Here is a 26264-nt window from a genome sequence, read left to right as displayed (position 1 = left end):
GGTGTATCGGACCTCAATAGACGACTGATTCCACGATGGGCTGGTTGTTACGAATGCGCTGAAAACCAAGCGGCGAGAGATCCAGCGAGGTGAACTTGCCGTGGGTAATCAATTCGGCGACTCCACGGCCAGTCGCGGGTGAATGCATGACGCCATGCCCGGAAAATCCAGTCGCCAGCACGAAATTCTTCAGAGTGTCGTGGGCACCGACGATTCCGTTGTGGTCCAGGAGATTCATCTCGTAATGACCTGCCCATGCACGGCGCAGACGCAATTGCTCCATTGCCGGAATACGGTGGGCAAGTAACTCCCACAATTTGCCTTCGAGTAGCCCATGTGCGGGTTCGAAATCGTCGTTGGGGTGAGCATCGTCGATCTCGTCCGGTGCGATACCAGCGATGAAACCATCACCCTCAGGACGCACCCACAATCCAGAGTTGTCGAACAGCATCGGGAATCCCTCGCTGGCGACGGGCGAAGTAAAGTGAAAGACCGTACGTTTGCGCGGCTCGACCGGGATTTGCACCCCTGCAAGCCCAGCTACTTGGCCGCCTGCCGGTCCAGCTGCATTGACACACCAGTCGCAGGCAACTCGACTACCGTCAGCGAGCCGAACTCCTACGACTGCGTCTGCTGAAGTCTCAATGCCAGTAACCTCGCCATTGATGTACTCAGCGCCGAGTTTGCGTGCTTGCTTACGCACCAGTTGCAGGAGTGCCCAGGCATCGAACCAGCCTTCGTTGGCACTGCCATAAGTCGCGATGCCTATATCGTCGACGTTCAGCCAGGGATAACGAGCGCGGATATCTTGAGGTGTCAGAATCTCGATACTCGCGCCTTGCTCGCGCTGCATCATCGCGTTTTCACGCTGACTCTGCGCCGCATCATGCGACCCCAGCATCAGATAGCCGCGCTCATCGAAGCCGATGTCGGCGTCGTCACCGAAGTACTGTTGGACGTTCTTGAACACATGAACGCCAAACAGGCTCATTCCAATGTTGAATGGGCAACCAAACTGAGTACGTACTGATGCGGCAGACAGAGCAGTAGAAGAAAACTGGTAGGTGCTGTCCTTCTCGATGATCTTGATCTGTCCTTTGAAACCTTCCTGCCTCAGAAAGTACGCAGCAAAGCTTCCAATGATGGCGCCACCAATGATGACGACCGTTTCTGATACCTGGCTCATCACGTCCTCTCCACACTTCTCTCTATTGAGCCAATAGTGTGCAGCTCGCCTTGTTTTATTGTCTTGCAGAGGCTCCGTCGATAATCACGGTTTACTGCATAGTTTTCGCAGCCAGACGGATATTTGAACGATGATGATTTTTGCGCTATGGGCTTGCACTAGCTCTGTTAATCCACGCACAAACGTTCGCTTTTAGCGCGGAAAAACTACCAGGTGCGCCCCTGAACTGATGAGCCAGATAAGGCGTGGATCCGTCAAAAAAGCGGCAATAGCACTCATTCTGGCGAGCATAACTGTGCAAAAAACCGAGAAAAGCCACCACAGAGGGTGCAAGCCAGCTAGAGGCTAGCTCCGTAGCATTGAGACAGTTGCCCTGAGCCAAAACCCAGGGAAGTTTCAATTCATCAACGGAGATGGCAGGTAATGAAGCATCAAAACAAAGTTGCGCTAGTCACAGGTGCCGCTCAGGGGTTGGGTCTCGCATGTGCCGAACGGTTCCTGGCAGATGGTGCAAAAGTGGTATTGGTGGACGTGCAGGGCGAGAAAGTCAAAGCACAAGCCGAGCGTTTGGGTGAAAAAGCTACCTGGTATGCGGCGGATCTCAGCGAAATTGATAGCGCGATGGCAGCCGCGATTGTCGCTAAAGCAGTCGATCACTTTGGCTCGATTGATATCGTGCTCTGCAACGCGGGCGTCATCCATACCGCCGACTTCGTAGATTTCCCTGAAGATCAGTTTGATCGGATTCAACGCATCAACCTCAAGTCGCCTTTCCTGATCGGGCAAGCAGCGGCACGCGTCATGATCGATCGTGGCATCAAGGGTGCCATCATCAACATGTCGTCCATCAACGCGATCCTCGCCAATCCGAGTGCGGTGGGTTACGCCGTTTCCAAGGGTGAAGCAACTGACGGCCGTTATGGCAGTGGCGCTGATTAAACACGGTATTCGCGTCAACGCTCTGGGCCCAGGCACCATCGGAACCGAACTGGTGATGAACTCGGTCATGGCTAGTGAAGAACAGCGTAAGACAGTCCTGTCACGTACTCCGATTGGCCGACTGGGCGATGCCTCCGAGGTGGCTAGTGTGGCCTCGTTCCTCGCCAGCGATGATGCTTCGTACATAGTTGGGCAGACCATCTATCCCGATGGCGGCCGTCTGATCCTCAACTATACAGTCCCTGTTAACGAGTGATCGGCTTATGCCTAGCCTCAATCTCCAACCGGTGTTGAGCGTTGCAGGAACTCGCGGCATTTTTCTGAATGCCGCGCAGGCGCAGTTCAATGATCAGGTACAGAGCAGAATCCTGTCCATGGCCAGAACGGTCGACACTCATCCGTTTGTGACTGAGACGGTGCCTGGCGTGAACAGTTTGTTGGTGGTTTACGAGCCACGCAACATTAGCGCAGGCGATCTGATGAGAAAGCTCTCTGCGCTATGGGATCAGACCGATTCCGTTAACTCGCCGGGTCGCCTGTTTGAAATCCCCGTTCAGTATGGGGGAGCGAAAGGTTGCGATCTCAAAACCGTCGCCGATTACTGCAGCGTGTCGGTGGAAGAGTTCGTCCGTATTCACAGTGAGGCTGAGTACCAAGTGGCTTGCTTGGGTGCCATGCCAGGTTTTCCGTATCTCACGGGACTCGATGCGCGCATTCAGGTGCCGAGACGTTCATCTCCGAGGCTGAGCCTCGACGGAGGGTCCGTCACCATCGGGGGCAGTCACGCCGGTATCACGCCATGCGCTGCACCGTCTGGATGGCATGTCATTGGCGGTACGGCAACCCGACTGTTTGATCCGAGCGCTGAACAACCGGCTCTGCTGCAACCAGGCGACCGGATTCGTTTTGTCATTGAAGGAATCCAATCGTGATCGAGATCCTTACTACGGGTGCTTTGAATTCGGTTCAGGACACCGGTCGGTTCGGCTATCTGAACCTTGGCGTCGCGCAGTCCGGCGCTATGGATGCTACTGCACTGGCGGTTGGTAACTTGGTGCTGGGCAACGACCCAGCTTGCGCGGCGCTTGAAGTGGCAATGTACCCGTTCAAATTAAGGTTCACCAAGGAGCAGACCTTCGCTGTCGTAGGCGCACATTGCCAGATCACGTTAGGCGAAAGAGTCGTGCCACCTCAATGGGTATGTCATGCCAAAGCCGGCGACACTCTTGTGCTGCAACCACCGAGCGTCGGCGTGCGCAGCTATGTCTGCTTCGCCGGCGGGCTTGATGTTCAGTTGGTCATGGGATCGCGTTCGACTGATTTGAAAAGTGCATTGGGTGGGCTGGAGGGTCGTGGTCTGAGGCGCGGAGACACGATTGATGTGTATCAGTCTGCTGCTTTTGAGTTCAGCGGTGGCGTGTGCGCCCCCACTTCGGTTGTCACAGGGGAAGCTGAAATCCGAGTGACCGCTGCTTCTGAGTACAGCGAGTTCTCAGACGAAGAACTACGACGTTTTTTTACAAGCAAATGGACAGTCACCCAAGAGTCCAACCGGATGGGTATCCGCTTGGCAGGTCCAACAATCGCCCCCCGGCAGAAAATGGAGATGCTTTCACATGGCATCTTGCCTGGAACGGTTCAGGTCCCCCCCGCCGGGCAACCCATCGTGCAAATGGCCGATGCGAACACCTGTGGAGGCTACCCGAAAATCGCCAACGTGATCGACGTTGATATTGCTCGCCTAGCACAGCTTGCCGTGGGATCGACGTTCCGATTCGTCGAAGTCACGCATGACCAAGCGCTGCAGGCGCAAATCCAGCTTGACGATGAACTGTACCGGCTGCGGCGAGTCGTCGGCACTGCGTACAAAAAATTAGTCTAAAAACGAGGAACAAGCCGTGTCGAATTCATTCAAGGTCGATCTCAATACCGATATGGGCGAAGGGTACGGCGCCTACAAGATGGGCGATGACGACGCCATTCTGGATGTCGTGACCTCAGCCAACATCGCCTGCGGTTTTCACGCCGGTGACCCTGAGATTATGGCGCAGACGTTCGCTATGGCCAAAGAGCGAAACGTGGCTGTCGGAGCGCATCCAGGGTTTCCGGATCTGTGGGGGTTCGGCCGGCGAGTGATGGCATTCACGCCAGGGCAGATTGAGCGCCTCGTTGCGTATCAGATTGGTGCGGCGCAAGCGATGTCCGCTCTGGCTGGTCATCCAATTACTCACGTGAAGGCACATGGTGCCCTGAGCAATCTCACCGCACAGGATCCGCAGGTGGCGGCCGCGGTGTGCCGCGCTGTGAAAGCAGTCGATCCCACACTGATCTGTTTGGTCATGGCCGTCGGCGACCACGCGAAGATCGCCCAAGACATGGGGCTGACCACCCGCGCTGAGATCTTCGCTGATCGCGCGTATACCGAAGACGGCCACTTGCAAAATCGCAAGGTGGCGGGCGCGGTCATTCACGACCCGCAGCTCGCAGCAGAGCGTGTTATACGCATGATTCGCGGTGGGGGCGTTGAGACTGTATCGGGGAAAATCTTCAGTTGCCCAGTGGATTCCATTTGCGTCCACAGCGACACGCCTGCGGCAGTAGAGATCGCCCGGACGATCCGTAAGCTTTTGGCGACCGAAGGCATCGAAGTCACCAATTTCAGTTGAATCGTGCTTTATATAAGAACAGGTGCCTGTATGAAGATTGAGTTCATCGAGCGGTTAATCCAGCTCGCGGAGCGTACCGGATTGGGAGAGCTGGAGTACTCCGAAAACGGAGACGTAGTACGGTTCAAACTGGATGCCGATGAGGCCTCACCCTTAGGAAGCGCTCAAGCAATCAGTGACGACGCAGCGACGACGATGGTGCAAACAGCGGCCCAGACTCCTCTTCCAGGAGCCGACGGTCAAACGGTCATCTCAAGTTTGGGCGGGGTGTTCTATCGCGCACCAGCTCCCGGTGAGCAACCGTTCGTTCAGGTCGGCGATTGGGTGGAAGAAGGTCAGACGCTCGCGATCATTGAGGCGATGAAGATGCTCAATCCCATCGAATCTCCCGCACAGGGCCGCGTTTCGGCAATCCTCATTCGCGAGGGCGAAATGGTTGATGCGGGTGCGCCGCTGTTCACGATCAATGAGGAGGCTTGAACATGGCCAGTGCTGCTTTTGACACATTGTTGATAGCAAACCGTGGCGAGATTGCGCTGCGTATTCTGCGTTCGGCCCGGGATCTAGGGTTACGCACAGTGGCTGTTCATTCGGAGGCCGATCGCGACCTATTGCATGTGAATATGGCCGATCAATCCCTGTGCATTGGCCCTGGAGCAGCCAGCTCCAGCTATCTGGATGCCAATCGCATCTTGCGGGCCGCCGAGCTGACCGGGGCCGGGGCAATTCATCCCGGATACGGTTTTCTTTCCGAAAATGCCAACTTTGCTGAGTCAGTTGAAAAGGCCGGATTGATCTTTGTAGGACCAGATTCGGCAGCTATTCGCATCATGGGAGACAAGGTCAGCGCCAAGCAAGCCATGCTTCGAGCGGGAGTTCCCTGTGTACCTGGTTCTCCGGGCGCGCTTCCAGCTGATAAGAAGGAGACCCACGCGCTCGCCAAAGCCTGCGGCTATCCCCTGATCATCAAAGCCTCCGGAGGAGGCGGAGGACGCGGAATGCGTGTGGTGCGCTCTGCCGAGCAGCTTGACGAGGCAGTGGCCGTGACTAAGGAGGAAGCCGGGCGAGCGTTCGGCAATCCTGAGGTCTACCTTGAAAAATTCCTTGAGCATCCCCGTCACATCGAGATCCAGATTCTTGCCGACGGTCACGGTAACGTGGTCTGGCTAGGGGAGCGTGACTGTTCGATGCAGCGGCGTAATCAGAAAGTGATCGAAGAGGCACCTGCGCCAGGTATTGATCGTGACGCGCTTCGGGATCTTGGCAAGCGTTGTGCGAAGGCTTGTTCAATGATCGGCTACCGTGGTGCCGGCACGTTCGAGTTTCTCTATGAAGATGGCGAGTTCTACTTCATTGAAATGAATACCCGTGTGCAGGTCGAACATCCAGTAACCGAGTTGGTGACTGGCGTGGATATCGTCCGCGAGCAACTGCGTATTGCAATGGGTATGACCCTGTCCATCGAGCAGAAAGACGTCAGGATGCGGGGGCACGCTATCGAGTGCCGTATCAACGCAGAAGATCCGTACACCTTCGCCCCCTGTCCGGGCAAAGTTGAGCAATGGATTGCGCCCGCAGGTCCTGGCGTCAGGGTCGATACGCACTTGTATAGCGGTTATACCATCCCGCCTTACTACGATTCGTTGATCGCAAAATGCATCGTGCACGCAGCTTCTCGTGAGGAAGCTATTGCTCGTATGCAGGGCGCGCTCAGCGAGACACGGCTAAGTGGTGTGAAGTCCAACATTCCATTGCATCAAACGCTGATGACGGAGGACGGATTCGTGCAAGGTGGCGCGGACATCCATCACCTTGAGCGTTACCTCAGCCAAAGCGATGAGCGGACCAGGGAGCATGCGAAGTGACACACGAAGAACTTGAAAGGCTGGTGACGTTTGTCGCTTCGACCCAAGTCCGTAACTTTGAGTTCGAACACGGAGGGCAACACTTGAAGTTGAGTGTCGCACCTCGCCCGAAAACGGCCACGAAGGTGGTTGCGTCCTGCGAATCGATCAGAAAGGCGAAAGTGGTCGAGTCACCTGAAATGGGCGTCCTCAGACTGACCCATCCGCAACAGAGCGAGCGTTTTACCGCATTAGGGGCAACCGTCAAGAAAGGACAAATAATCGCATTCGTCCAATACAAAGATACGCTTGAAGGCGTGGTGAGCGAACACGATGGTGTGCTGGCGCGAGCGTACGCAACTGATGGCGCTGTCGTCGGTTATGCCGACATCCTTTTTGAGCTGGAGTGATACATGACACAAACCCAGTTAGCCGAGCCTTTGCAGAGCCCCGCCGAAGCCATACTGAATTCAGCCATGCAACTGATCGCCGAGCTGGGTTTTTCCGCGATGTCGATGCGTTGCCTGGCTCGAAAGCTGGGATTGCAGCCGGGAAGCCTTTATCACCATTTCAAAAGCAAAGCTGAAATGCTTGAGCAGGTCCTTGAAAATATCATCGATCAAAGATTCGAGCGCTGGCAATGCGCCCGACCTAAGGGTGCCACCCCGTCAGACCTGCTTACCGCATTCGTCACGTTTCACGTGAACGATCAACTGACGGTTGGCAGGGTGGAAGGGTTGGTATTATCAGAAATGCGCCACTTGGGTGAAGACCAGCGGGCGCGTCTAGCCCAAGAGCGCGACCGGTATCTACTTGAACTCATAACAATTATTGCTGGGTGCACAGGGCGGAAACATCATGACTCAGATCTAAGGTTGATGGCGACGAGTGTCATCCTGTTACTCGACAGTGCGCCTGAGTTGATAGCGCGCAGCCAGATAACGCTGCACAGTCAAGCCGTGTCCGCTCTTTTGGCGCTTACCTATAGGCTGCTGAGACTGGAGGGTGGGCACTCGCAACGCCTGCGCCTGGTTCCTTGAGCGACTGACTGCCAACTGGTGCCCGATTCCGGCTAAGTACGCCGATTTGCTCATTCGATTTTCAAATAGAGCTATACGAAATATAAGTTGATCAAAAGGGTGATTTGATCGTGATACTTGCCGGGGCGGCGCAATTTGCTGTGTCGGATCTCTGGGGTGAACACGTGCCGACGGTGCCTTTGGTCGTATCAGTTTTAGCCATCAATGCCAGGCATCTGCTCATGGGGGCCACCCTTTATGCTTGCCTAAGAGATCTTTCGCCCGCCCAACGCTAAGGCGTTCTGGTGATTAGCTCCGATGCAAATTGGGCAATGGTGGGCCTGTCCCATGACAACGGATGCCAAGAAGCTGGCTCGGCCTTCATTTCGGCAATGCCCTGCATGATCCAGTGAGCCTTGGTCTCGACATGGTGATGGGCTGCTTTCTACTCGCTATGGTGGTGGGTGGGAAGAAGGGTCTGCGCATGCTGGTCTATGGGCGCGCGGCCTGCTCTTCAATCGGCGCTTACTGGTTTCTTCCAAAGTACAGCCATGTTGTCTCCGGCGCATTGACCGGTGGCATGCTTGGTGCGCTCTGGGGGGAGAAATCCAAATGAAAATCGAGCCAACTGGTAATGGCACGTTGATCGTGATTCTAATCATGGCCTTGGTCCCACTATCTGCGTGCTGCCCAGATGTCGGAGGGGTAATGAATCTACGGCCGTCGATCTAAATCTATTGGTTATTTCCGATGCGTTGATGACAGAGCGCTATGTGAGGCGTGCAGCCCTAAAGGCGCCGATGAGTCAGCCGGCAATGAGCAGCGCCCTATCGCGCTTGCACGTGTTGTTCAAGGATGACTTGTTCATCCGGGTTGGCAGGATGATTGAGCCTACACCGCGCGCAATCGAATTGAGCGTCGGTGTCATCAGGATGCTGCGAGAGATGGAGCGTTTGATGACCTCTGAGGTTCCCTTTGAACCGGCCTTGAGCGATGATCATTTTTTTGGTCGCCTGTCAGATCTGGTCACCTACCTCGTAATGCCACAGCTGGCTGGTGAGTTTCTTGTCCAGGCACCCGGCTTAAAAGTGGATATTACTCACGTCTCCGTCGATCAGACGATTGTGATGCTCGAAAACGACCAGCTCGATTTCGCAATCAGCACGCAACTTAAACTTCCGTCGAATATCAGTGGTGAACCTCTTTTCACCGACCAGATGATTTGCGTTATGCGTAGTGGTCATCCCCCTGGCAGCAGGAGATTTGACGTTGGATGAGTTTCTACGTGCGCATCACGTTCACGTGACGGTTACTCAGCACGACGTGCGTTTTGTCGACAATGTGTTGGCCGAGCGAAGTCTTCGTAGACAAATTACGCTAACCATCCCCCACTGGTTGGCATTACCGGTGATACTCACGGAGACAGACTTGATTTCCGTTGTGTCCGAGCGGCTGGCATGTTGATAACGCCGTGGCCCACAGTTGTTGCCTGCAGGGCAATCATAAGCGGCTTGCTCTCCGATCGCTTTAGCCCCGATGTGCTCTGCACCACCGGACTGCTTATTCTTTCTCCTGGGATGTTCGCGCTTAGCGTTCTTCCGGATCACGTCGCGTTCATCGACGTTGGATGGCGAATGGTGGTTTGTGGAGTTGGTTTTGGGCTCTACCAAGCTCCGAATCTCAGAATGATGATGTTCAGCGCTCCATTACAACGCGGGGTCGCGCTAGCGCAATCGTCGCTCTCTCAAGATTTCTGGGTCAGTGCTTTGGCGCAGTCCTGGTGTCGTTGGCTTTCCACTTATTACCTGAGCGTGGGCCTTTCATTGCGCTGGGGATTGGGGCGGCATTCGCGATGCGGGGCGGAGGCTTCTCGGTAGCTCGGGCCAAAGCTTAATCGAGGTGTAGTTTTTGAATCCATCAGGCGGGGAGTGAATCTTGTGGTACGGCGCAATCATGCGCCGTACTACTTGAAGCGATTACGTGTGGGTCAAGAAAAACTCTCAATCTTGTAGTGATTGACTTCAGACTTTTTCCGTACGAGTGCGATGAGCAACATCGTCCCGGCCACCGCCGCAGTCATCAAGGTCTCATAGCGGTAAGATGGACTCAATACCATATACCCGAGTACTGCACCAATCAGCACGATGACAAACCAGGTTAGCCATGGGTAGAGCCACATTTTGAACGCAGGATCGATTCCCTGCTTAGTCATGATAGAGCGCATACGAAGCTGCGACACCGCGATTACCAGGTACACAATCAACGCAATGGCGCCAGTGGTAGACAGCAGGAAGCCGAAAACCTGGCCAGGCAGCGCGTAGTTAACAAAGCAGCCTATGAAGCCTGCCAGCGTTGATCCCACTACTGCGACGGTAGGTACACCATTGCGGGAAATGTGTTTGGCTTTACGAGGAGCTTCGCCGCGCTCGCCCAGCGAGTAGAGCATACGCGAAGCAGTGTAGAGACCAGAGTTCATGCAACTGGTTACGGCCACCAGCACCACAATGTCGACCATCAATTTGGCGCCAGGTACATTCAGGATCTCGAGAGCTCGCTGGAATGAACCAGCCTGCACGAGAGTAGGATCATCCCACGCCACCAGACAAACGATGAGGAAAATAGACAGCAGGTAGAAAACCGCGATTCGATAGACTACGAAATTGGTTGCCCGCCGGATTTTTTCTTTCGGATTGGCTGTCTCACCGGCTGCAATCGTCACGATTTCAGCCCCGAAGAACGAGAAAATGGTTACAAGAACGCCACCAAGGACAGCGCCAAAACCATTTGGCATGAAGCCACCATGAGCATTCAGATTGCTAACTCCTGAGGCTTGCGCAAGAGGCCAATACCCGCTGATTGCTAAGCCGCAGACGACAATGAAAGCAATGATTGCGACAACTTTTACCAATGAAAACCAATACTCAAACGCGCCGAAGTTTCGAACACTTACCAGGTTGGTTCCGGACAGAGCGGCCATGATCAGGAACGCAAAGAGCCAAGACGGCACCGTTGGAATCCAGGCATGCAGGATATCTGCGCCGGCGATGGCCTCGACCGGAATGACGAGCACCCAGAACCACCAGTACAACCAACCGATTGTAAAGCCAGCCCACGGCCCGATCGCACGGCCCGCGTAAGTTGAAAATGATCCGCTATTAGGGTTAGCGACAGCCATTTCACCGAGCATGCGCATGACAAGAAGCACCAGCACGCCTGCGATGAGGTAAGAAAGAAGAATAGCAGGGCCTGCGGTAGCGATCGCTTTTGAGGAACCGATAAATAATCCGGCACCAATAATGCCCGCGATTGAAATCATTGAGACTTGTCGGGAGGTCAACCCGTGTTTTAAAGCCCGAGGTTCAGGACTTGCCATTTTATCGCTCCTTTCATTGACTTCGAACGGCGGCAGAAGGGTAGTTTAGCTATTGTTATTTTATGGCTTTAGCTGCTACACATTATTTTGGCGTCCACCTCCATATGGAATGCTGCGCCGGCCCTGAGCCCGGGCAGCGAATTGAAGTAGTTGAGTCGTTTTTTCAGGCTGATGCAAATAGACATTCCTGCCCTCACAGAGCGTTGGCTCATAACAATATTCGCCACGAGGTTTGCGAGCGAAGTGGATGTTTGGCAGTGAGAAAGGCGTTTAGCACTACGGATAGATACCGCTTGGCTGGGTCACTGACGTTATTGTTTTTAGATCAGTCGGCGGTCCGAAACCGAGCGTCGCCGTATCCAGATGCTACGTAGGGTTGTGCAGCGTTGGCTTGCATGAAAACAGTATTTAATCACGGCTTTTCTGCATAGCTTGCAGACGGGGCGCAACCCATCAGGCAGCGCACACTTTTAACTTTTGAAATTGTGCAGAAAACCGACGATTTCTTAGGAATTATGGATGATATTCGCAAAGGTAAGCTTAGATGATTTCGACTTTGACTTCAAACTGGTTGTTTTGCTGGGCGTCGAAGTGACTCCCGGCTTCGTGCGCCTCCCAGGCACCGTCAGAGGTGAGCTTAGCTGTCAACCGAACTGAAATGACCTGCATCGTTTCGCGCTGGCTTGCGCTCAAGACATAAGCTTCAGGATTCATAACGCTTACGCTTGTGCTGCCTGACTCGGCAGTGAATGCGATAGATTTCACTGCGCCATCAAAATAATCATTCACTTGAAAATGGAATCTTCCTTCTGATTAATTTGGGAAATTAGCTAAACGAGTCGCACGGCGGCTGACTAAGTAAATCGCATATTTTATGATCGTGATGCCTACTGCATTGTTGACCAGAACAACAGCGGGGGCTTGTACTAACAGGGTGTTCATTATCACTTTTTCAGCCCAGGTCCCATGCCCATCTCGTAAAGTTAAGAAGCGAGGGGGGTATGGCGTCCCTAATACCCTCCATTCTTATCTCCTTGGCAACGCCAAACACTTCATCTCACACTATTTTTTCGATGGCTCAGCCCAATACCCTGGACCGGGTGGAAGAATGCTCGCGTTGCGGAGGGCGTGTGGATCGTTACGGGTTGTGTCACCTGAACGTCCGCTCCGAGCCGATAGCTGACTTGCGAAAATTGCGCGTGAGTGCGCACATGATCACCCCCGTCTCACCCATTTTGAATGCAAATGAAAAACGAATCTTCACTCGATAAATCTACCTACCGCGCGGCATATCGTGTAGCTCAAAACCATGGTGCCGGGCCGCTGTCGGTTGATGGCTACTATCAGACAGTTGAACCTTGCGGTGGCCTCGCTAGTGGCTGGTTATTCCGCTACATGATCCATTACAGTTTGGAAATTTCTGTTGATGAGCAGGCGTCGTTCGCTGGCGCTGCGGGCTGCTTCTTTGCTGACGGTGGTGCAGTACAAGATTTATCGGGCCCGATGTTCATAAACAGGTTGTGCACGCTGGCGTAGCTCGCACCTTTAATTCTGGCGGTTACGGTCTGCCTCCAGAGGCCGCTTTCGACCCAAAGCGGACGTACCCTGGTAATGCCGATAGCTCTATTACGCAAGATCACCGGTGGCTAAGAATCCTTACCAGCTTTGAACCTTCGAATATTAGGTGTTGGTACATACCGCCTCGGGGCACATATACCCACTCCTCAGTTCCAATGAATTTCCGACGATCCAACACCCGCCTGTCTTCAATCATACCGGTCTGCTTCCGGCTAGCCGGAGCACCGCATTTACGGAGTACTTGCTCGGTCGAGTCGCCTTCAGACGCAATGCCGTTCTCACACCGCATTGACGCCTGTGCGCTAAGAGCGGTGAGCGCCATCAGTATTATCAGGCTCATTGCCACGCCCTGTGGACGAGGGTTCTTTCTTTCACTCATCACGTCGTAACTCCGTCATTTTTAGCGTACTTCAGGTAATGCTCGTTCCAGCGAATACGCCAGGATCCATGCGTTAAGATTCAGCGCTAAATAAGGGGGGGCTGGTGAGCGTGGACAGCCTTTCCGTAGTAGCAATATGTCTCGTCTTTGCGACCAGTACAGAAGGCGCCCCAAATGCGGCTTGGGTTTCCTCGAACATTCTTTTCACGTCGGCAGATGACCCGACATCACCTTGAACTGCGATTGCTTTTCCTCCTTTATTCAGAATCTCAGCCACAGTGCGGTCCGCGCCAGACTTGCTTGACGCATAGTTAAAAGTAACGGCGGCACCCGCGGAGGCCAAAGCCTTGGCAATCGCCGCGCCGATACCTTTTGATGCCCCAGTGACGATGGCGACTTTGCCGGTCAGATCGTTCATGTATATCGCTCTCGATAAGATTTAAAAAAGGCTGGTTCCCCAGCCAAAGGGATGAACAAGGTCAGTGCGGATCACACTGCAGTGAAACCACCGTCAACGACGAGATCGGAGCCGGTCATGAAAGAAGCCGAATCGGAAATGAGGAATGCGATGGCCTGGGAGATTTCAGCGGGAGCAGCGGCGCGCTCCATTAGCGTTGTCCCCAGCAGTTGCTTGGCAAGTTGGGGGTCCTTGAAAAAGTCCGCTGCCATAGGGGTCTTGACGACGCCAGGATGCACCGAGTTGACACGAATATTGTCTTTAGCCAAATCTGAAGCGACGGCTTTGGTCAGCATCTTGATCGCGCCCTTACTAGCGCAATAGGCGACTTCACCGTCCAAGTTAGCGACCATTGCCGCGATTGAGCCAGTGTTGACGATGACACCGCCGCCCTGTGCACGCATGACAGGCGCAACCGCTTTGCACCCCAAAAACGTGCCCTTCACGTTGATTGCCATCACTTTGTCGAACTGCTGAGCGCTAATCTCTTCAAGTTGGGTGCGCAGATAGATCCCCGCGTTGTTCACCAGAACGTCGATACGACGATGTTGGCCGAGAACCTGCTTGATGACCCGTCCCCAGTTGGCCTCATCGCTTACGTCCAGTTCTTGGAAATTCGCGACATACCCCATGCCCGTCAGCTCTTGCGCGAGTCTGAAGCCAGCACCGGTCTCCACATCGGTGATCACCAAGTGAGCGCCCAGCTCTGCGAAGAGCCTGGAATGAGATTCGCCTAATCCTTGGGCCCCCCCCCCCCGTGATAACAACTACTTTGCCGTCTAGCCTGTTCATCCGTGCCGCTCCGATTCAAGGTTTTAGATATCCTAATCGGCCTGGCTTTTTGCACCATCCGCCAAATAATCGTTTCATTTGTGCCTGGAGTTCTCGAATGGTCACCATCGTTGAAAAAACTGCGGGGCTAGCTGCTTTTGTGCGCACGGTTGACTCAGGATCATTCAGTGGCGCCGGGAGAATATTGGGCGCAAGCCCGTCCGCAGTGTCCAAAAGCGTGGCTCGGCTGGAGAAGCGACTGGGTGTCAGGTTGCTGCAACGGTCTACGCGAACGCTGAGTCTTACAGCGGAGGGAAGCGTCTATTACGACTTTGTAGCACCTCTGCTTCAAGGTATCGAAAGCGCGGAAGATGTTGTGCAATCCGCCGGGTCAGCCAAAGGGCTTTTGCGAATAACGGTGCCCGTGCTGGTTGGCAGATCGTTGGTTTCAGGCTGGGTCAAAGAGTTCTCTGAAAGGAGCCCAAACATCAAACTTGAAGTCACGGTGACTGACAGAAATGTGGATATGATCCGTGAGGGATATGATTTGGCCATACGCATAGGCAATCTCGACGATACGGGCTTGATCGGGCGGCACCTGGCAGACATTCCGTATCTCTTGGTGGCGTCACCTGCTTATCTGGCCAGTCGGGGGCATCCTGAAAGCGTTGCCGATCTTCAAGACCATGCCTGCCTCAGATACCTGCTTGCAGGGCGCCCTTACGCTTTCATATTTGCGGATGGGCGCAGTTACTTGCCTGATGGCTGCTTTGACACAGATGATGCGGTCACGCTGATTCAAGCTGCCATGGAGGGCGTTGGAATTGTTCAGCTGCCCGCTTTCGCATTGCGCACTGAGATAGAGCGCGGAACGCTTACCCGAGTATTGCCAAACGACCTAATGGCAACCACCTCGATCCATGCCCTGCACGCGTTTGGCAGGCAGGTCCCAATGCGCGTGCGGCTCTTCATCGACTATTTGATGGAAACAAGTGAGCGGCTTCTGTGATCATCAGCGATCAGGAATGTTGAGGCCTGTTACCGAGGACTGTTTCTGGCCGACAGCGGCCTGTCTAGGCGCGCGCACTGCCTTCTGAAACTCGATTACTTATTCCAAGCTTGTCAGGAAGTTGAAGAGATTCGCTGCCTCCGGAGATAGACGCGTGTTGGCAGCAACACCTGCGAACAACGTTCGAGATGCCCAATGATCCTCAAGCGCGACTGCTTTCAAACTCGTCTCAAGAAGCCCATGCCTCACCGACTCCAACGGCAAAATCCCGATACCCAAACCGGCCTCGATCATTCGGCAGATGCCATCGAAGCTGGCTACCTGAATTCTGACTTTCAGCAGTTTCCTTGCATCATGGGCGGCATCGCTGATGCGCCGTAATAGCGAGCTGCCTTGATTCAGCGCGACATAATCGTAATCGAGCGTGTCAGCAAAGCTCAGCTGTGAGCGTTCGGCCAAGGGATGATTGTTTGGCACTAACAGCACTAATTGGTCTGCGCGGTAAGGGCGTACCTCCAGATTTGGAGCCAATACATTGTCAGCGAAGATCCCTATGTCGGCACGACCGTCCTCAACGGCCTGAATCGTCGAGTCGCTTAGCGCTTCCTCCATACCAATGCGCACGTGCGGGTTCGTCGCAAGGAAAGTGTTGAGGTCCTTGGGAAGGAACTGGATCACCGCTGATGTATTGGCGAACAGCCTGACGTGCCCCCGAACGCCATGAGAAAAGTCATTGGCGTCATGTGCCATGCGCTCGACACTTTCGAGGATTAATCGAGCATGTTCGGCCAGGCCTCTTCCTGCGGGGGTCAACTGAAGTCCCCTTGGAAGACGAATGAAAAGAGTGCAGTCCGTAACGCGTTCAAGTTCAGCAAGCCGCTTGCTGGCTGCCGATACGGTCATGTGCGCTCCGTCCGCAGCCTTCGTTAGATTCTGGCTGCTCGCCGCGAGTACCAGAAGTCTCAGAGACGCCAGGTCGAGTTGAAGGAGATTGAGCACACATTGCTCCAAAGGTTTCCATTTTGGAAAGAGTAGTGGAAAACTTTGAAATTCTCACGTGGACCGTTCAGGGGGATGATCCAGACAGAACCTCCAACAAGAACGGAAAACGTCATGAGCCTACCTCTGGATGGCATCAAAGTCGTCGAAATGGGCCAGCTAATCGCTGGACCCTTCGCTGCAAAAATCCTCGCCGAGTTTGGCGCCGAAGTAATCAAAATCGAACCTCCGGTGACGGGCGACCCTCTGCGTAAATGGCGATTACTGCACAATGGCACTTCTGTGTGGTGGGCGGCTCAGTCTCGTAACAAGCAATCCGTAACACTGGATCTTCGTCAGGTCGAGGCGCATGCCGTCGTGAAGCAGCTGGTGAAGGATGCTGACATCCTCATCGAAAACTTTCGTCCGGGAACCTTGGAGAAATGGGGTTTGGGATGGGATGTACTGAGCGATATCAACCCGAAATTGATCATGTTGCGCGTATCAGGCTACGGGCAGACCGGACCTTATCGCGACCTTCCAGGCTTTGGCGTCATAGGCGAGGCCATGGGTGGGCTGCGTCATCTATCTGGTGAACCAGGGCGCACTCCTGTGCGTGTTGGCGTATCGATTGGCGATTCGTTATCGGCGCTGCATGGCGTGATTGGTGTTCTCTTGGCTCTGCGTCACCGGGAGCAGAATCACGGGGCAGGTCAGCAGGTAGACGTGGCGCTCTACGAATCGGTTTTCAACATGATGGAGAGCCTGATTCCTGAACACTCGGTGTTCGGCACAGTGCGCGAGCCAGCTGGCAGCAGCTTGCCGGGAATTGCGCCTACCAACGCGTATCGTTGCCAGGATGGAAAGTACGCGCTGATTGCAGGTAATGGCGACAGCATCTTCAAGCGTTTGATGGAGAAGATCGACCGGCAGGATCTGGCCGACGATCCAGAGCTTCAGCAGAACGACGGTCGTGTACGCCACGTCGCCAGACTGGATGCCGCGATTTCCACCTGGACCGCCGAACGTCCTCTGGACGAGGTATTGGCTGTTCTGAGGGACGCCAACATCCCGTCCGGAAAAATCTACGACGCCGCCGACATCGCTGCCGATCCCCACTACCAGGCCCGCGATATGTTGATCCGCAGCCAACTGGATGACGGTACGCCGGTCACGTTGCCAGGCGTCGTCCCCAAACTGACCGCAACACCAGGTCAGTTACGTTCGACTGCTCCGATGCTGGGTGAGCACACCGACGCCGTTCTCGGTCGTTTGGGCATCGATGTTCCCACGCGTGAGCAATGGCGCCAGCGCGGCCTTATCTGATTAGCGGAGTACCTTGAATGAAACGCCTGTTCATGCAGGAGGTCGCGACCCGTGACGGCTTCCAGAACGAAAAAACCTTCATACAAACCGACGATAAAATCGCGCTCATCAATGAGTTGAGCCAGTGTGGCTACGCCAAGATCGAAGTCACATCGTTCACGTCACCAAAGGCCATCCCGGCGCTGCGCGACGCTGAAGCGGTCATGGCGGGTATCGCTCGCCAACCGGGCGTTGAGTACACGGTGCTCGTGCCAAACGTGACGGGTGCTGAGCGAGCAATGGGCTGCGGCATCGATGAAGCCAATCTGGTGATGTCAGTCAGCGAACCGCACAACCGCTCGAACCTGAGGATGACGCGGGAGCAATCGTTCTCCCAGCTCAAGGATGTGGTGGGGGTAATCGGCACGGGCCCGGTGGCCGTAAACGTCTCCTTGTCGACCGTTTTCGGATGCCCAATGCAGGGCGATGTCACGAGCGCTGACGTGCTTGGCTTCGTCGAGCGTTTCGCTGCGCTGGGGGTGCGAGGGGTGACGCTGTGCGATACCACGGGCATGGCTTATCCGTCCCAGGTTGAAGCGTTGTCTCGGCAAGTCCTGGAGCGCTTTCCCCATCTGCAAGTCACCCTGCATTTTCACAATACCCGTGGCATGGCCCTGGCCAACACGCTGGCCGCACTTGCCGCCGGTGTGGACCGTTTCGATGCTTCGCTGGGCGGTCTGGGCGGCTGCCCCTATGCGCCGGGAGCGAGCGGCAACGTATGCATGGAAGACCTGGTGCACATGCTCGGTCTGATGGATTACGACACCGGCATGAATCTGGACCGGGTACTGGCGGCGTCAGCGCGCCTGCCTGCTTTGATCGGCCACGATACGCCTAGCCAGATCCTCAGGGCCGGCAAGCGCCTGGATCTGCATCCGATTCCGGAGCATGTGCACACGCTCACCCGGCAGGTGACCAACACCGAGTTGGAGCGTGCGCAATGATCGACCGTCTCGACCATCTGGTACTCACCACAATCGACATCAAGGCGTGTAAGGATTTCTACGTTCGGGTGCTAGGAATGCGTGCTGAAACGTTCGGAAATGGCCGGTCTGCATTCCGTTTCGGCAATCAGAAAATCAACGTCCACGAGCGCGGGCGTGAGTTTGAACCCAAGGCACATCTACCTGTGCCGGGTGCGCTGGATCTGTGCTTTATCGCAAGCGTCGGGCTCGATGCCGTGGTTGCGCGACTGGAGTCCGAGGGCTGGCCAATCATCGATGGGCCTGTGCAACGAACGGGCGCGACCGGACCGATTCGCTCTGTGTATGTACGCGATCCTGACCTGAATCTGATCGAAATTTCCGAGCTTCTCGCGCCTGACCGCTGAAGAGACCCATCGCCATGAATATCGTATTTCTTGACGGCGCCAGCCTGCCGTCCCCATTACCACGTCCGCTGGAAGCCACTGCTTGGATCGAGCGTGAAAAAACACCGCTCGATCAGGTGGTTGAAGCGCTGGACGGGGCAGACGTGGCCATCACCAACAAGGTGCGCCTTGACCGAGCTGCGCTGGAGCAACTACCCCAACTCAAACTGATCTGTGTGGCTGCCACCGGCTATGACTGCGTCGACATTGCTGCCTGTCGCGATCAGGGAGTAACCGTGTGCAACGTTCCGGCTTATAGCGCGGTGAGCGTTGCCGAGTCCGTGATTGGTTCTTTGTTTGCGCTGCGCCGCCATCTGCTCGCCTACCAGGCTGCATCTGCGTCCCAATGGCCCGGCTCATCGCACTTCTGTGTTCATGGAGAGCCGATTCAGGATCTGCAAGGTTCGACCCTCGGCATCGTTGGTCGTGGCGATATTGGCAGTCGCGTCGCACGCCTTGCGCGCGCTCTGGAGATCAATGTGTTGTTCGCCGAGCACCGAGGGGCTCAGAAGGTACGGGAAGGCTACAGCGCATTCGACGAAGTACTGGCCAAGTCAGATGCACTGACGCTCCATTGCCCGCTGACGCCGCAAACCCGCTATCTGATTGGCTCTGCGGAAATAGCCCGGATGAAACCCGGTGCAGTCCTTATCAACACTGCGCGTGGCCCGCTGGTCGACGAGAACGCTGTGCTGGCAGGACTCGCCAATGGGCGGTTGGGCGGGGCGGCACTGGACGTGCTCTATGCCGAACCACCTAGCGCAGATCACCCTTTGCTCCACAGCCCACATCCCAATCTGATCGTCACCCCGCACGTGGCCTGGGCAAGCCAGAGCAGCGTTGCACGGCTTAAAAGCGTGCTTGCCGCCAACATCACAGCCTTTGCCAAAGGTGCACCGATCAACGTGGTGACCTGAAACCCCATCATCGAACCCATTAAAAAATAGGTAGAGCCATGACAAAAACAATCAGCTCTTCGATAGACACAGCCGACGTCGCCTTGCCACGTCGTAGACCCTTCTACCGCCATCTTTACGTTCAGGTGCTCGTCGCCATCGTTCTGGGTGTCATCCTGGGGCATTACAGTCCAGGGCTGGGTGAGCAGATGAAGCCGCTGGGTGACACGTTCATCAAGCTGATCAAAATGCTCATTGCGCCGATCATCTTCTGTACGGTGGTCAGCGGGATAGCCAGTATGCAGGACCTCAAGCGCATAGGGCGGATCGGCTTCAAATCCCTCGTGTATTTCGAGGTGCTGACCACCATCGCATTAATCATTGGCCTGATCGGTGTCAATCTGCTCAAGCCGGGAGTGGGTATGCACATTGATCCTGCGACGCTGGATGCATCAGCGATCGCTGGATACGCCAAAGCGGCTCATGACCAGAGCGTCGTTGGGTTTCTGACCCATATCATTCCGAGCACGGTATTCGGGGCGTTCACCGATGGTGACATCCTCCAGGTGCTCTTCATTTCCGTGTTGTTCGCGTTCGGGCTGCAACTCCTGGGGGAGGTGGGCAAGCCATTGCTGAACACCATCGACCTGATTGCCAAAGCGTTTTTCCGGATGCTCAAGATCGTCATGTATCTCGCACCGCTTGGGGCGTTTGGTGGTATGGCATTTACTGTTGGTAAGTATGGTGTCCAGTCGCTGGGAGCCTACGTAAACCTGCTGGTGTGCTACTACATTACAGGCCTGGTGTTCGTCTTTTTGGTCCTGAATATCGTGGCGCGACTGGCCGGCTTCAGCCTCTGGAAATTTCTCAAGTACATCCGCGAAGAGTTGGTTCTGGTGCTGGGTACTTCATCCTCGGAGTCGGCACTTCCGCGTCTGATGGGCAAGTTGGAGAGGCTTGGCTGCGAGAAATCTACCGTGGGCCTGGTGGTGCCCTCCGGCTACTGTTTCAACCTCGACGGCAGCTGTATCAACATGACGGTGCTCGCAATCTTCATCGCCCAGGCGCTGGACATCGACGTATCACTTTATCATCAGGTGACCTTGCTGCTGATCCTGCTATTGACGTCCAAAGGAGCAGCCAGTGTGACCGGTGGGGCTTTCATCACCTTGGCCGCGACGCTGGGCTCAATTGACGTCATTCCTGCTGCCGGACTGGTGTTGGTGCTGGGGGTTTATCGCTTTATTTCGGAAGGCGGCGCGTTGATTAACGTGATTGGCAACGGGGTCGCCACCCTTTTCGTTGCACGCTGGGATGGCGCGTTGAACAGAGAACAACTCGAGCGAGAGCTAGGGTAATTGTTTGCTCTCGGCCCCTTGGCTAGCCGCCACGCCCGGCGTGCTGAGGGGCTGTGAGCATCTGGATGAAGCATTAATGATCGAACAATCGACTTCAGTCGGCGGGCCTCCTCGCGCGAGCGGCTAAAATCGACCCAAAGCGGACACTGCATCTGCGCTCGCCCCATGAGTAAGCCATGCTGTCCGGCGCTCGACTTGAATCAGGTCGAGAATGTGTTCGAGGGTTTTTTCTGGCCCACCTCAAGCACCGTCACGTTGCTCGATTGATTACGTGACGGCGGGGCAATGAACCCCGCTTTCACGCCTATCGATCAGATATCAGATTTCGATCTGCGAATGTCATGGATTCACCCACCAGATCTTAAAGTTTCCCCCTTAGGCCTATTCTCCGGACGAGTCGAGCGTATCACCAAGGCAGTTCGTCACCGTGGCGGTTGATGAAGCGCAGGCCCGGTTCTCCGGCGTTGCGATTGACAACGTCAACGACCAACGGAATGCTCTCGGACACCTCCAGCAGCGCGTCCTGCGAACCCATGTCGGTACGAACCCAACCTGGAGCGACGAGCAGTAGCGCGCGAGTGTCTTCCACATGGCGCGCGTGAAAGCTTTTCATCAACATGTTCAGTGCGGCTTTGCTGGAGCTGTAGAGCTCCCAGAAACCGGTGCTGTCAGCGATACTGCCCAGCTCCGACGACATGGCCGCAACGACGCCGTTACCTTTGACACGGTCATGAAAAAGCTCGATGACGCGCATTGGGCTGAGGGCGTTGGTGAGCAACATATCCAAGTAGTCTTTCTCTGCAACCTGGACAGGCGTAAGTTCGTTGGCTTTGCAGATGCCGGCGTTTACGAAAAGGGTGTCCAGTTCACGCGCATCCAGGCGTCGGCGCAGTGCCTTTACGGAACTCAAGTCAATTATGTCGACTTGCTCGATCTCCAACGCAACGCCAAAGCGTCGCTGCAGTTTGTCCAGACCTTCAGAAGTGCTACGAGTGGTTGCAATGACTTGCCAGCCACGTGTGAGGTACTCCTCGGCGAGCGCCAAACCAAGTCCGCGAGAAGCACCGATCACTAAAGCGGTAGATTTATTGCTCATATTTTTTCTCCTGTATGAGGCCGTCACCCGGCTTGCTGGGCTGTAACGAGTGATTCAAATTACTGATCAAGGAGGATTTGATCGACGGATCAGCCATCAGCTGAGAAGTCACCCAACGTCACTTAGGGTCTGCTCAAGGGCCAATCTTCATCACTATTTGGAATCGCTAGTCGTTTGTAACGTCAGGCCGTGCTCGGTAGTTAAGCCGCGCTATTGGATAGTCATGTTTCGGAAGCAGAAGGATGTAGCTATTTGATGGAGCGCTTTTTTTGATGAAACTTATCTTGATACGCTAAAAAAGCTCTTTCACCCTCGGCCGCCACCAATACGTAAGTTCAAGTTTAGGCAGCACGGCATTAGAACCAAGAGCATCAGCATGAAAGCATCTCTGACAACACGTCTTTCAACCCTACGCGCCCCTTGCGGGGAACACCCTCGAACCGGATCCAGCCCTCATTGAATCCATGAAGCATTTGAATGCGCGGATGAGGATTCTTCATACCCTGAGAGCTGAACACCGCTTCCCAGGTGTTGCTGGGTACTGCTTCCATTCTTACGTCTTTATTCAGCAATTCCGAAAACGCAGCAGCGATGTCATTGGGAGTGACTTGATGCTCAGATTCCAGCTCAACGATTTGCTTGCCCGAAGACTCCTCCTGCAGCAATTCAGCGCTTACCCTGCCTACGTCCGCTGTAGCGACCATTGGAATTGGCTTGTCCAGCGGCTGAAGGAAGCTTGGTATCACGCCCCGGCCCTTGGCGGGCTCGATGTCCCAAAGGCAGTTTTCCATGAACCAGGCAGGGCGCAGGAATGTGACAGACGTGTTCAAAGAGCCCAAGCCCTCCTCGAGGATTTGAAGCTGAGTGAGCAAGTTAGACTGACGCGCTTGAACACCAATGGTTGAAATGCACACCACCTTCCTGGGGTTGGCGTGCTCCAGGGCGGTGCGCAGGTTTTCAACGATGATGCGAGTCTCCGGAAAACCTTCGGAAGGGTCAAAGTTGGGGGGCAGCAAGATGAACACACCCGTGCTGGCATGGAAGGCCCTCGTTAATGCGTTGACGTCGTTAGCATCCGCTATCGCAACTTCACATCCTTGAGTCGCCCATACGTTGCCTTTCTCGGCATCACGAACCACTACTCTGACCCGTTGATCATCGTCAAGAAGAGCGCGAGCAACGTGTGCTCCAACCTGGCCAGACACGCCCATTACCGTATACATATTCGTTCCTCCGCCAAAGCGATCCGTTACCGCCGTGAGAGGAATATTGCCTTGAGCTAATAAATTCGGCTATATCATGGATGGCATTACATACATGACAGAGAATCATTAATGAGCTTCGATGGGCGACTGGCCAGTGGAATGGGAGTGCTGTCTGCAGTGGTCGACAGTGGAAGTTTCGTCAATGCGGCGCGTGCGCTGGACATGACCCAGTCAGGCGTCAGCAGAGCAGTCGCGCGGCTTGAGGCAAGACTCGGTATCCGCCTATTCGACAGAACGACCCGGTCAGTCACGCTCACGGCTGAAGGACGCCAACTCTATGAAGAGATAGCGCCATTGCTTGCCGGACTTGAAGAGGCAGCGACGATGGCATCGGGCAGTGCTACTACAGTGCGGGGGCGACTCAGGGTGAATGTTGATCCGTATTTCTCCAGAGTGATCCTGGCACCGGCTCTTGGAAGCTTCATGGAAACCTACCCTGAAATTGAGCTGGATCTCTTCACTCGGGAACAATTGGGCGACTTGGTGGCAGAGGGTGTCGATCTGGCTGTGCGGTTTGGCGAGCAACCTGACTCTTCACTCATAAGGAGGCTTTTGCTGAAAACGCGCGTCCTCACAGTCGCGTCTCCCGCTTATCTGCAAAAGCACGGTCATCCCCAACACCCGACCGAGCTTGAGCACTCGGCTCATGTCTGCGTGGAGTTCAGAAATCCCCAAACCGGCAAGCCGTTCACCTGGGAGTTTCACAGAGGCGCCGAGCGCTTGACTGTCAAAACGCACGGGAGGTTGATGGTCAACGATGTCGGCACCATGCACCGAATCTGTGAGGAGGGGCAGGGCGTCGCTCAGGTGTTGGAACTCGGCGTAGAGGCTGCACTGCGAGAAGGACGCCTCATCGAACTTTTTGCCGATTGGCCAGATGAATATTTCCCGCTGTACGCGCTCTATCCTTCGCGGCACTTGCCCCCGGCAAAGGTACGTGCATTCCTGGAGTTCGTTGTCGGCATCAGCCAATAACAAAAGTTTCGAACAAACTCGTAGAGGGCTTGATTCGGCCTGTCATGTCGGGGTGAATGACTGCTACCGGTCGAAAGCAGCCTTTTGCCATAGTCGGCAAGTGGTTGTACGGTCAGTCATGCTCGACTGCTTCTGATGCGTTTAAACCAGGGCAATGAGTAATCAAGGCCCGCGAGTCGCTATGTTCAATAGCTGAGAAAAATGGCTGATGGCAATGTTGATGTCATCTATCGTGTCGCCATCCCACTCTTCGACCATCTCCAGCTCGGCCCTGAGGCACATGATGCGTCTTTCGATCTCTGCAATTTCCGCAGCCTCGCATTGTGATGCTATCGCCACCCATCTTTCATCGGGGATCCGCTCTTGGATGGAAAGCCCTGACCGAGCCTCTGCGATCAAGGTTGAAAGTCTGCTCATCGAATTTGAGTCCTGAACGATAAAGAGAGCCATTGGTTTTAATCCTAATAGGTCCGCTTCTGGCCGATAGCTGCCGCCTAGATGATAGTGCGACCCTCCCACCGGAGTTGAATCGACGCGTAGGAAGCGAAGATGCTGAAGGATGCGTACCGGTATTAAGTATGGGCCGATGAGCGCACCTTGGCCCCCTTGGCAGACTTCGAACGGAAAGAACAGGCCTCGCCCGCGTCCGCATTCATGCGTCAACGGCACAACCTTGGCACTATTCATACAAACATCGCTATGCAGCGCTCATTGTGACGGTGTAAGCGCAGATGCGATGTTATTAGTTTGAAGGCAGGCCTAGAATGAGAGCTTTCATGTAGATATCAGCCAGAATGCGTGGATCTGAATTTTCCGAGCTCAAAGCATTTGTCGCGGTCGTCGAGCGGCAGAGTTTCGTTAGAGCAGCAGAATACCTCGGCCTATCGCCTTCAGCGCTCAGCCAGACCATTCGCCAGCTAGAAAGCCGCATTGGCAGCCGCTTGCTCAATCGCACCACTCGCAGCGTCGCACCGTCGGCAAGCGGCGAGCAGCTGTATCAGCGCTTGGCCCCACTGTTTCGCGAGATGGACGTGGCGGTTGCCGAAGCCAGCGAGGCCGCAGGGCGGATGAGTGGTACGCTGCGCATCAACACGCTTGGGATCGGCGCCCGAACCATCATTGCGCCACGCCTCGCACGCTTTCATAAGGCTCACCCCGATATCGTCCTCGACATCGTGGTTGATGATGCGCTGGTCGATATCGTCAGTGGCCGCTTCGATGCAGGCATTCGCGTGGGCGGGCAGGTCGAGAAGGACATGGTCGCCATCCGCCTGACGCCGGACATGAATATGGTCGTGGTGGCGTCCCCCGACTACCTCGCCCTACACGGCACACCCAGTTCACCCGCCGATCTGCACCAGCATGCCTGTATCAACTGGCGGCTGCAGGTGGAAGGTAGGCATTATCGATGGGAGTTTGAGAAGCGTGAGCAGAGCATGGAAGTCGTTGTCGATGGGCCAGTTATCACAAATCATGCCGACATCGGCATTGCCGCCGCGCTGGACGGACTGGGGATTGCCTATCACTTCGAGCGGGATGGTGTGGGCGAGCTACTGGCGCAGGGGCGGCTCATCCAGATACTTGCCGACTGGTCGATTACGCGGCCCGGGCTTTTCTTGTATTACCCGAACAGGCAGCATCAACCTGCCCTCCTAAGTGCCTTCATCGACTGTCTGCTGGATCGAGGCCCCTTCAAACAATCCTGACCAAGCATTTTTCCAACGGCGGGCGGGCCGCTGCA

General features: G+C 55.1%; 27 protein-coding genes and 2 pseudogenes. 19 read left to right on the top strand and 10 right to left on the bottom strand.

Going from position 1 to position 26264, the window contains the following annotated elements; translation table 11 throughout:
• Positions 1 to 13: 13 nt before the first annotated feature.
• Positions 14 to 1186, bottom strand: coding sequence for an FAD-binding oxidoreductase (locus DBP26_RS18440; protein ID WP_108238982.1), 1173 nt, complete (start codon positions 1184 to 1186; stop codon positions 14 to 16).
• A gap of 423 nt (positions 1187 to 1609) precedes the next feature.
• Between DBP26_RS18440 and DBP26_RS18435 the strand changes: the two are divergent.
• The 10 genes and pseudogenes from DBP26_RS18435 (at position 1610) to DBP26_RS18390 (ending at position 8931) form a co-directional block, all read left to right on the top strand.
• A pseudogene (locus DBP26_RS18435) lies at positions 1610 to 2381 on the top strand (SDR family oxidoreductase).
• A gap of 7 nt (positions 2382 to 2388) precedes the next feature.
• Positions 2389 to 3057, top strand: a complete 669-nt coding sequence (gene pxpB / locus DBP26_RS18430; protein WP_108238983.1) for a 5-oxoprolinase subunit PxpB — start codon at positions 2389 to 2391, stop codon at positions 3055 to 3057.
• Entirely contained in the window at positions 3054 to 4007 is a 954-nt protein-coding gene (locus DBP26_RS18425) for a biotin-dependent carboxyltransferase family protein (RefSeq protein WP_158541392.1), read from the top strand. The genes pxpB and DBP26_RS18425 overlap by 4 nt, the downstream gene beginning before the upstream one ends.
• A 16-nt stretch (positions 4008 to 4023) precedes the next feature.
• Positions 4024 to 4791, top strand: coding sequence for a 5-oxoprolinase subunit PxpA (locus DBP26_RS18420; RefSeq protein ID WP_108238985.1), 768 nt, complete (start codon positions 4024 to 4026; stop codon positions 4789 to 4791).
• A 30-nt stretch (positions 4792 to 4821) separates the two neighbouring features.
• Positions 4822 to 5271 (top strand): biotin/lipoyl-containing protein, encoded by a 450-nt coding sequence (locus DBP26_RS18415; RefSeq protein WP_108238986.1) that lies wholly within the window; start codon positions 4822 to 4824, stop codon positions 5269 to 5271.
• Between the two features lie 2 nt (positions 5272 to 5273).
• Positions 5274 to 6656, top strand: coding sequence for an acetyl-CoA carboxylase biotin carboxylase subunit (accC, locus tag DBP26_RS18410; protein ID WP_108238987.1), 1383 nt, complete (start codon positions 5274 to 5276; stop codon positions 6654 to 6656).
• Positions 6653 to 7045: a hypothetical protein gene (locus tag DBP26_RS18405; protein WP_108238988.1), complete on the top strand. Its 393-nt coding sequence runs from the start codon at positions 6653 to 6655 to the stop codon at positions 7043 to 7045. The genes accC and DBP26_RS18405 overlap by 4 nt, the downstream gene beginning before the upstream one ends.
• Positions 7046 to 7048: 3 nt before the next feature.
• The gene (locus DBP26_RS18400) at positions 7049 to 7675 is read left to right on the top strand and encodes a TetR/AcrR family transcriptional regulator (protein ID WP_108238989.1); all 627 of its coding nucleotides are present in this window, start codon (positions 7049 to 7051) and stop codon (positions 7673 to 7675) included.
• Positions 7676 to 7785: 110 nt separating this feature from the next.
• Positions 7786 to 8270 (top strand): annotated as a pseudogene (locus DBP26_RS18395) (AzlC family ABC transporter permease); the annotation flags it as partial.
• A 142-nt stretch (positions 8271 to 8412) separates the two neighbouring features.
• Positions 8413 to 8931, top strand: a complete 519-nt coding sequence (locus DBP26_RS18390; protein WP_146749633.1) for a LysR family transcriptional regulator — start codon at positions 8413 to 8415, stop codon at positions 8929 to 8931.
• 710 nt (positions 8932 to 9641) lie between these two features.
• On the opposite strand, the gene DBP26_RS18385 is transcribed toward DBP26_RS18390, so the two are convergent.
• On the bottom strand, positions 9642 to 11027 hold the full coding sequence (locus DBP26_RS18385; protein WP_108238991.1) for an amino acid permease: 1386 nt from the start codon (positions 11025 to 11027) through the stop codon (positions 9642 to 9644).
• A 540-nt stretch (positions 11028 to 11567) separates the two neighbouring features.
• A complete protein-coding gene (locus DBP26_RS18380; protein WP_108238992.1) occupies positions 11568 to 11816 on the bottom strand; it encodes a pyrimidine/purine nucleoside phosphorylase in 249 nt (82 codons plus the stop codon).
• A 456-nt stretch (positions 11817 to 12272) separates the two neighbouring features.
• On the opposite strand from DBP26_RS18380, the gene DBP26_RS26880 reads away from it, so the two are divergent.
• The gene (locus DBP26_RS26880) at positions 12273 to 12563 is read left to right on the top strand and encodes a hypothetical protein (RefSeq protein WP_146749634.1); all 291 of its coding nucleotides are present in this window, start codon (positions 12273 to 12275) and stop codon (positions 12561 to 12563) included.
• Positions 12564 to 12663: 100 nt separating this feature from the next.
• On the opposite strand, the gene DBP26_RS18375 is transcribed toward DBP26_RS26880, so the two are convergent.
• From DBP26_RS18375 to DBP26_RS18365, 3 genes are all read right to left on the bottom strand, one after another.
• Positions 12664 to 12894 carry a DUF2845 domain-containing protein gene (locus tag DBP26_RS18375; protein WP_256600568.1) on the bottom strand — a complete coding sequence of 77 codons (231 nt, stop codon included), beginning with the start codon at positions 12892 to 12894 and terminating at the stop codon, positions 12664 to 12666.
• A 163-nt stretch (positions 12895 to 13057) separates the two neighbouring features.
• Positions 13058 to 13402: an SDR family NAD(P)-dependent oxidoreductase gene (locus tag DBP26_RS18370; protein ID WP_108238993.1), complete on the bottom strand. Its 345-nt coding sequence runs from the start codon at positions 13400 to 13402 to the stop codon at positions 13058 to 13060.
• 71 nt (positions 13403 to 13473) lie between these two features.
• A complete protein-coding gene (locus DBP26_RS18365) occupies positions 13474 to 14208 on the bottom strand; it encodes a glucose 1-dehydrogenase (protein ID WP_108238994.1) in 735 nt (244 codons plus the stop codon).
• Positions 14209 to 14330: 122 nt separating this feature from the next.
• On the opposite strand from DBP26_RS18365, the gene DBP26_RS18360 reads away from it, so the two are divergent.
• The gene (locus tag DBP26_RS18360; RefSeq protein ID WP_108238995.1) at positions 14331 to 15221 is read left to right on the top strand and encodes a LysR family transcriptional regulator; all 891 of its coding nucleotides are present in this window, start codon (positions 14331 to 14333) and stop codon (positions 15219 to 15221) included.
• 99 nt (positions 15222 to 15320) lie between these two features.
• Here DBP26_RS18360 and DBP26_RS18355 read toward each other — a convergent pair whose 3' ends face one another.
• A complete protein-coding gene (locus DBP26_RS18355; RefSeq protein WP_108238996.1) occupies positions 15321 to 16220 on the bottom strand; it encodes a LysR family transcriptional regulator in 900 nt (299 codons plus the stop codon).
• A 114-nt stretch (positions 16221 to 16334) separates the two neighbouring features.
• On the opposite strand from DBP26_RS18355, the gene DBP26_RS18350 reads away from it, so the two are divergent.
• From DBP26_RS18350 to DBP26_RS18330, 5 genes are read left to right on the top strand one after another with little or no spacing between them, the layout of a single operon-like run.
• Positions 16335 to 17525 carry a CoA transferase gene (locus DBP26_RS18350; protein WP_108238997.1) on the top strand — a complete coding sequence of 397 codons (1191 nt, stop codon included), beginning with the start codon at positions 16335 to 16337 and terminating at the stop codon, positions 17523 to 17525.
• Between the two features lie 17 nt (positions 17526 to 17542).
• The gene (locus DBP26_RS18345; protein ID WP_108238998.1) at positions 17543 to 18508 is read left to right on the top strand and encodes a hydroxymethylglutaryl-CoA lyase; all 966 of its coding nucleotides are present in this window, start codon (positions 17543 to 17545) and stop codon (positions 18506 to 18508) included.
• Positions 18505 to 18894 (top strand): VOC family protein, encoded by a 390-nt coding sequence (locus DBP26_RS18340; protein WP_108238999.1) that lies wholly within the window; start codon positions 18505 to 18507, stop codon positions 18892 to 18894. Before DBP26_RS18345 ends, DBP26_RS18340 begins: the two co-directional genes overlap by 4 nt.
• Before the next feature lie 14 nt (positions 18895 to 18908).
• Complete coding sequence (locus DBP26_RS18335; protein ID WP_108239000.1) at positions 18909 to 19850, top strand: D-2-hydroxyacid dehydrogenase; 942 nt, start codon at positions 18909 to 18911, stop codon at positions 19848 to 19850.
• Between the two features lie 38 nt (positions 19851 to 19888).
• Positions 19889 to 21187, top strand: a complete 1299-nt coding sequence (locus DBP26_RS18330) for a dicarboxylate/amino acid:cation symporter (RefSeq protein ID WP_108239001.1) — start codon at positions 19889 to 19891, stop codon at positions 21185 to 21187.
• Between the two features lie 406 nt (positions 21188 to 21593).
• On the opposite strand, the gene DBP26_RS18325 is transcribed toward DBP26_RS18330, so the two are convergent.
• Together DBP26_RS18325 and DBP26_RS18320 are read right to left on the bottom strand one after the other, a co-directional pair.
• The gene (locus DBP26_RS18325; protein ID WP_108239002.1) at positions 21594 to 22283 is read right to left on the bottom strand and encodes an SDR family NAD(P)-dependent oxidoreductase; all 690 of its coding nucleotides are present in this window, start codon (positions 22281 to 22283) and stop codon (positions 21594 to 21596) included.
• Positions 22284 to 22654: 371 nt separating this feature from the next.
• Positions 22655 to 23506: an NmrA family NAD(P)-binding protein gene (locus tag DBP26_RS18320; protein WP_108239003.1), complete on the bottom strand. Its 852-nt coding sequence runs from the start codon at positions 23504 to 23506 to the stop codon at positions 22655 to 22657.
• Between the two features lie 111 nt (positions 23507 to 23617).
• Between DBP26_RS18320 and DBP26_RS18315 the strand changes: the two genes are divergently transcribed.
• Entirely contained in the window at positions 23618 to 24523 is a 906-nt protein-coding gene (locus DBP26_RS18315; protein WP_108239004.1) for a LysR family transcriptional regulator, read from the top strand.
• Positions 24524 to 24685: 162 nt separating this feature from the next.
• On the opposite strand, the gene DBP26_RS18310 is transcribed toward DBP26_RS18315, so the two are convergent.
• Positions 24686 to 24973 carry a hypothetical protein gene (locus DBP26_RS18310; protein ID WP_349254553.1) on the bottom strand — a complete coding sequence of 96 codons (288 nt, stop codon included), beginning with the start codon at positions 24971 to 24973 and terminating at the stop codon, positions 24686 to 24688.
• Between the two features lie 344 nt (positions 24974 to 25317).
• On the opposite strand from DBP26_RS18310, the gene DBP26_RS18305 reads away from it, so the two are divergent.
• On the top strand, positions 25318 to 26229 hold the full coding sequence (locus DBP26_RS18305; protein WP_108239005.1) for a LysR family transcriptional regulator: 912 nt from the start codon (positions 25318 to 25320) through the stop codon (positions 26227 to 26229).
• Positions 26230 to 26264: the final 35 nt, after the last annotated feature.

Origin of the sequence: Pseudomonas sp. RIT409 (genome assembly GCF_003052515.2) — a bacterium.
Taxonomy (GTDB): domain Bacteria; phylum Pseudomonadota; class Gammaproteobacteria; order Pseudomonadales; family Pseudomonadaceae; genus Aquipseudomonas.
Note: the sequence above shows the minus strand (reverse complement) of the source record. Positions and strands in the feature narration are given on the sequence as shown.

Excerpts from the sequence above, each read along its gene's own strand:
- DBP26_RS18440 (WP_108238982.1), bottom strand. The coding sequence starts at position 1,186 with ATGAGCCAGGTATCAGAAACGGTCGTCATCATTGGTGGCGCCATCATT.
- pxpB (WP_108238983.1), top strand. The coding sequence starts at position 2,389 with ATGCCTAGCCTCAATCTCCAACCGGTGTTGAGCGTTGCAGGAACTCGC.
- DBP26_RS18415 (WP_108238986.1), top strand. The coding sequence starts at position 4,822 with ATGAAGATTGAGTTCATCGAGCGGTTAATCCAGCTCGCGGAGCGTACC.
- accC (WP_108238987.1), top strand. The coding sequence starts at position 5,274 with ATGGCCAGTGCTGCTTTTGACACATTGTTGATAGCAAACCGTGGCGAG.
- DBP26_RS18400 (WP_108238989.1), top strand. The coding sequence starts at position 7,049 with ATGACACAAACCCAGTTAGCCGAGCCTTTGCAGAGCCCCGCCGAAGCC.
- DBP26_RS18390 (WP_146749633.1), top strand. The coding sequence starts at position 8,413 with ATGACAGAGCGCTATGTGAGGCGTGCAGCCCTAAAGGCGCCGATGAGT.
- DBP26_RS18385 (WP_108238991.1), bottom strand. The coding sequence starts at position 11,027 with ATGGCAAGTCCTGAACCTCGGGCTTTAAAACACGGGTTGACCTCCCGA.
- DBP26_RS26880 (WP_146749634.1), top strand. The coding sequence starts at position 12,273 with ATGAAAAACGAATCTTCACTCGATAAATCTACCTACCGCGCGGCATAT.
- DBP26_RS18375 (WP_256600568.1), bottom strand. The coding sequence starts at position 12,894 with ATGCGGTGTGAGAACGGCATTGCGTCTGAAGGCGACTCGACCGAGCAA.
- DBP26_RS18370 (WP_108238993.1), bottom strand. The coding sequence starts at position 13,402 with ATGAACGATCTGACCGGCAAAGTCGCCATCGTCACTGGGGCATCAAAA.
- DBP26_RS18360 (WP_108238995.1), top strand. The coding sequence starts at position 14,331 with ATGGTCACCATCGTTGAAAAAACTGCGGGGCTAGCTGCTTTTGTGCGC.
- DBP26_RS18350 (WP_108238997.1), top strand. The coding sequence starts at position 16,335 with ATGAGCCTACCTCTGGATGGCATCAAAGTCGTCGAAATGGGCCAGCTA.
- DBP26_RS18345 (WP_108238998.1), top strand. The coding sequence starts at position 17,543 with ATGAAACGCCTGTTCATGCAGGAGGTCGCGACCCGTGACGGCTTCCAG.
- DBP26_RS18340 (WP_108238999.1), top strand. The coding sequence starts at position 18,505 with ATGATCGACCGTCTCGACCATCTGGTACTCACCACAATCGACATCAAG.
- DBP26_RS18335 (WP_108239000.1), top strand. The coding sequence starts at position 18,909 with ATGAATATCGTATTTCTTGACGGCGCCAGCCTGCCGTCCCCATTACCA.
- DBP26_RS18330 (WP_108239001.1), top strand. The coding sequence starts at position 19,889 with ATGACAAAAACAATCAGCTCTTCGATAGACACAGCCGACGTCGCCTTG.
- DBP26_RS18325 (WP_108239002.1), bottom strand. The coding sequence starts at position 22,283 with ATGAGCAATAAATCTACCGCTTTAGTGATCGGTGCTTCTCGCGGACTT.
- DBP26_RS18320 (WP_108239003.1), bottom strand. The coding sequence starts at position 23,506 with ATGTATACGGTAATGGGCGTGTCTGGCCAGGTTGGAGCACACGTTGCT.
- DBP26_RS18315 (WP_108239004.1), top strand. The coding sequence starts at position 23,618 with ATGAGCTTCGATGGGCGACTGGCCAGTGGAATGGGAGTGCTGTCTGCA.
- DBP26_RS18310 (WP_349254553.1), bottom strand. The coding sequence starts at position 24,973 with ATGGCTCTCTTTATCGTTCAGGACTCAAATTCGATGAGCAGACTTTCA.
- DBP26_RS18305 (WP_108239005.1), top strand. The coding sequence starts at position 25,318 with ATGCGTGGATCTGAATTTTCCGAGCTCAAAGCATTTGTCGCGGTCGTC.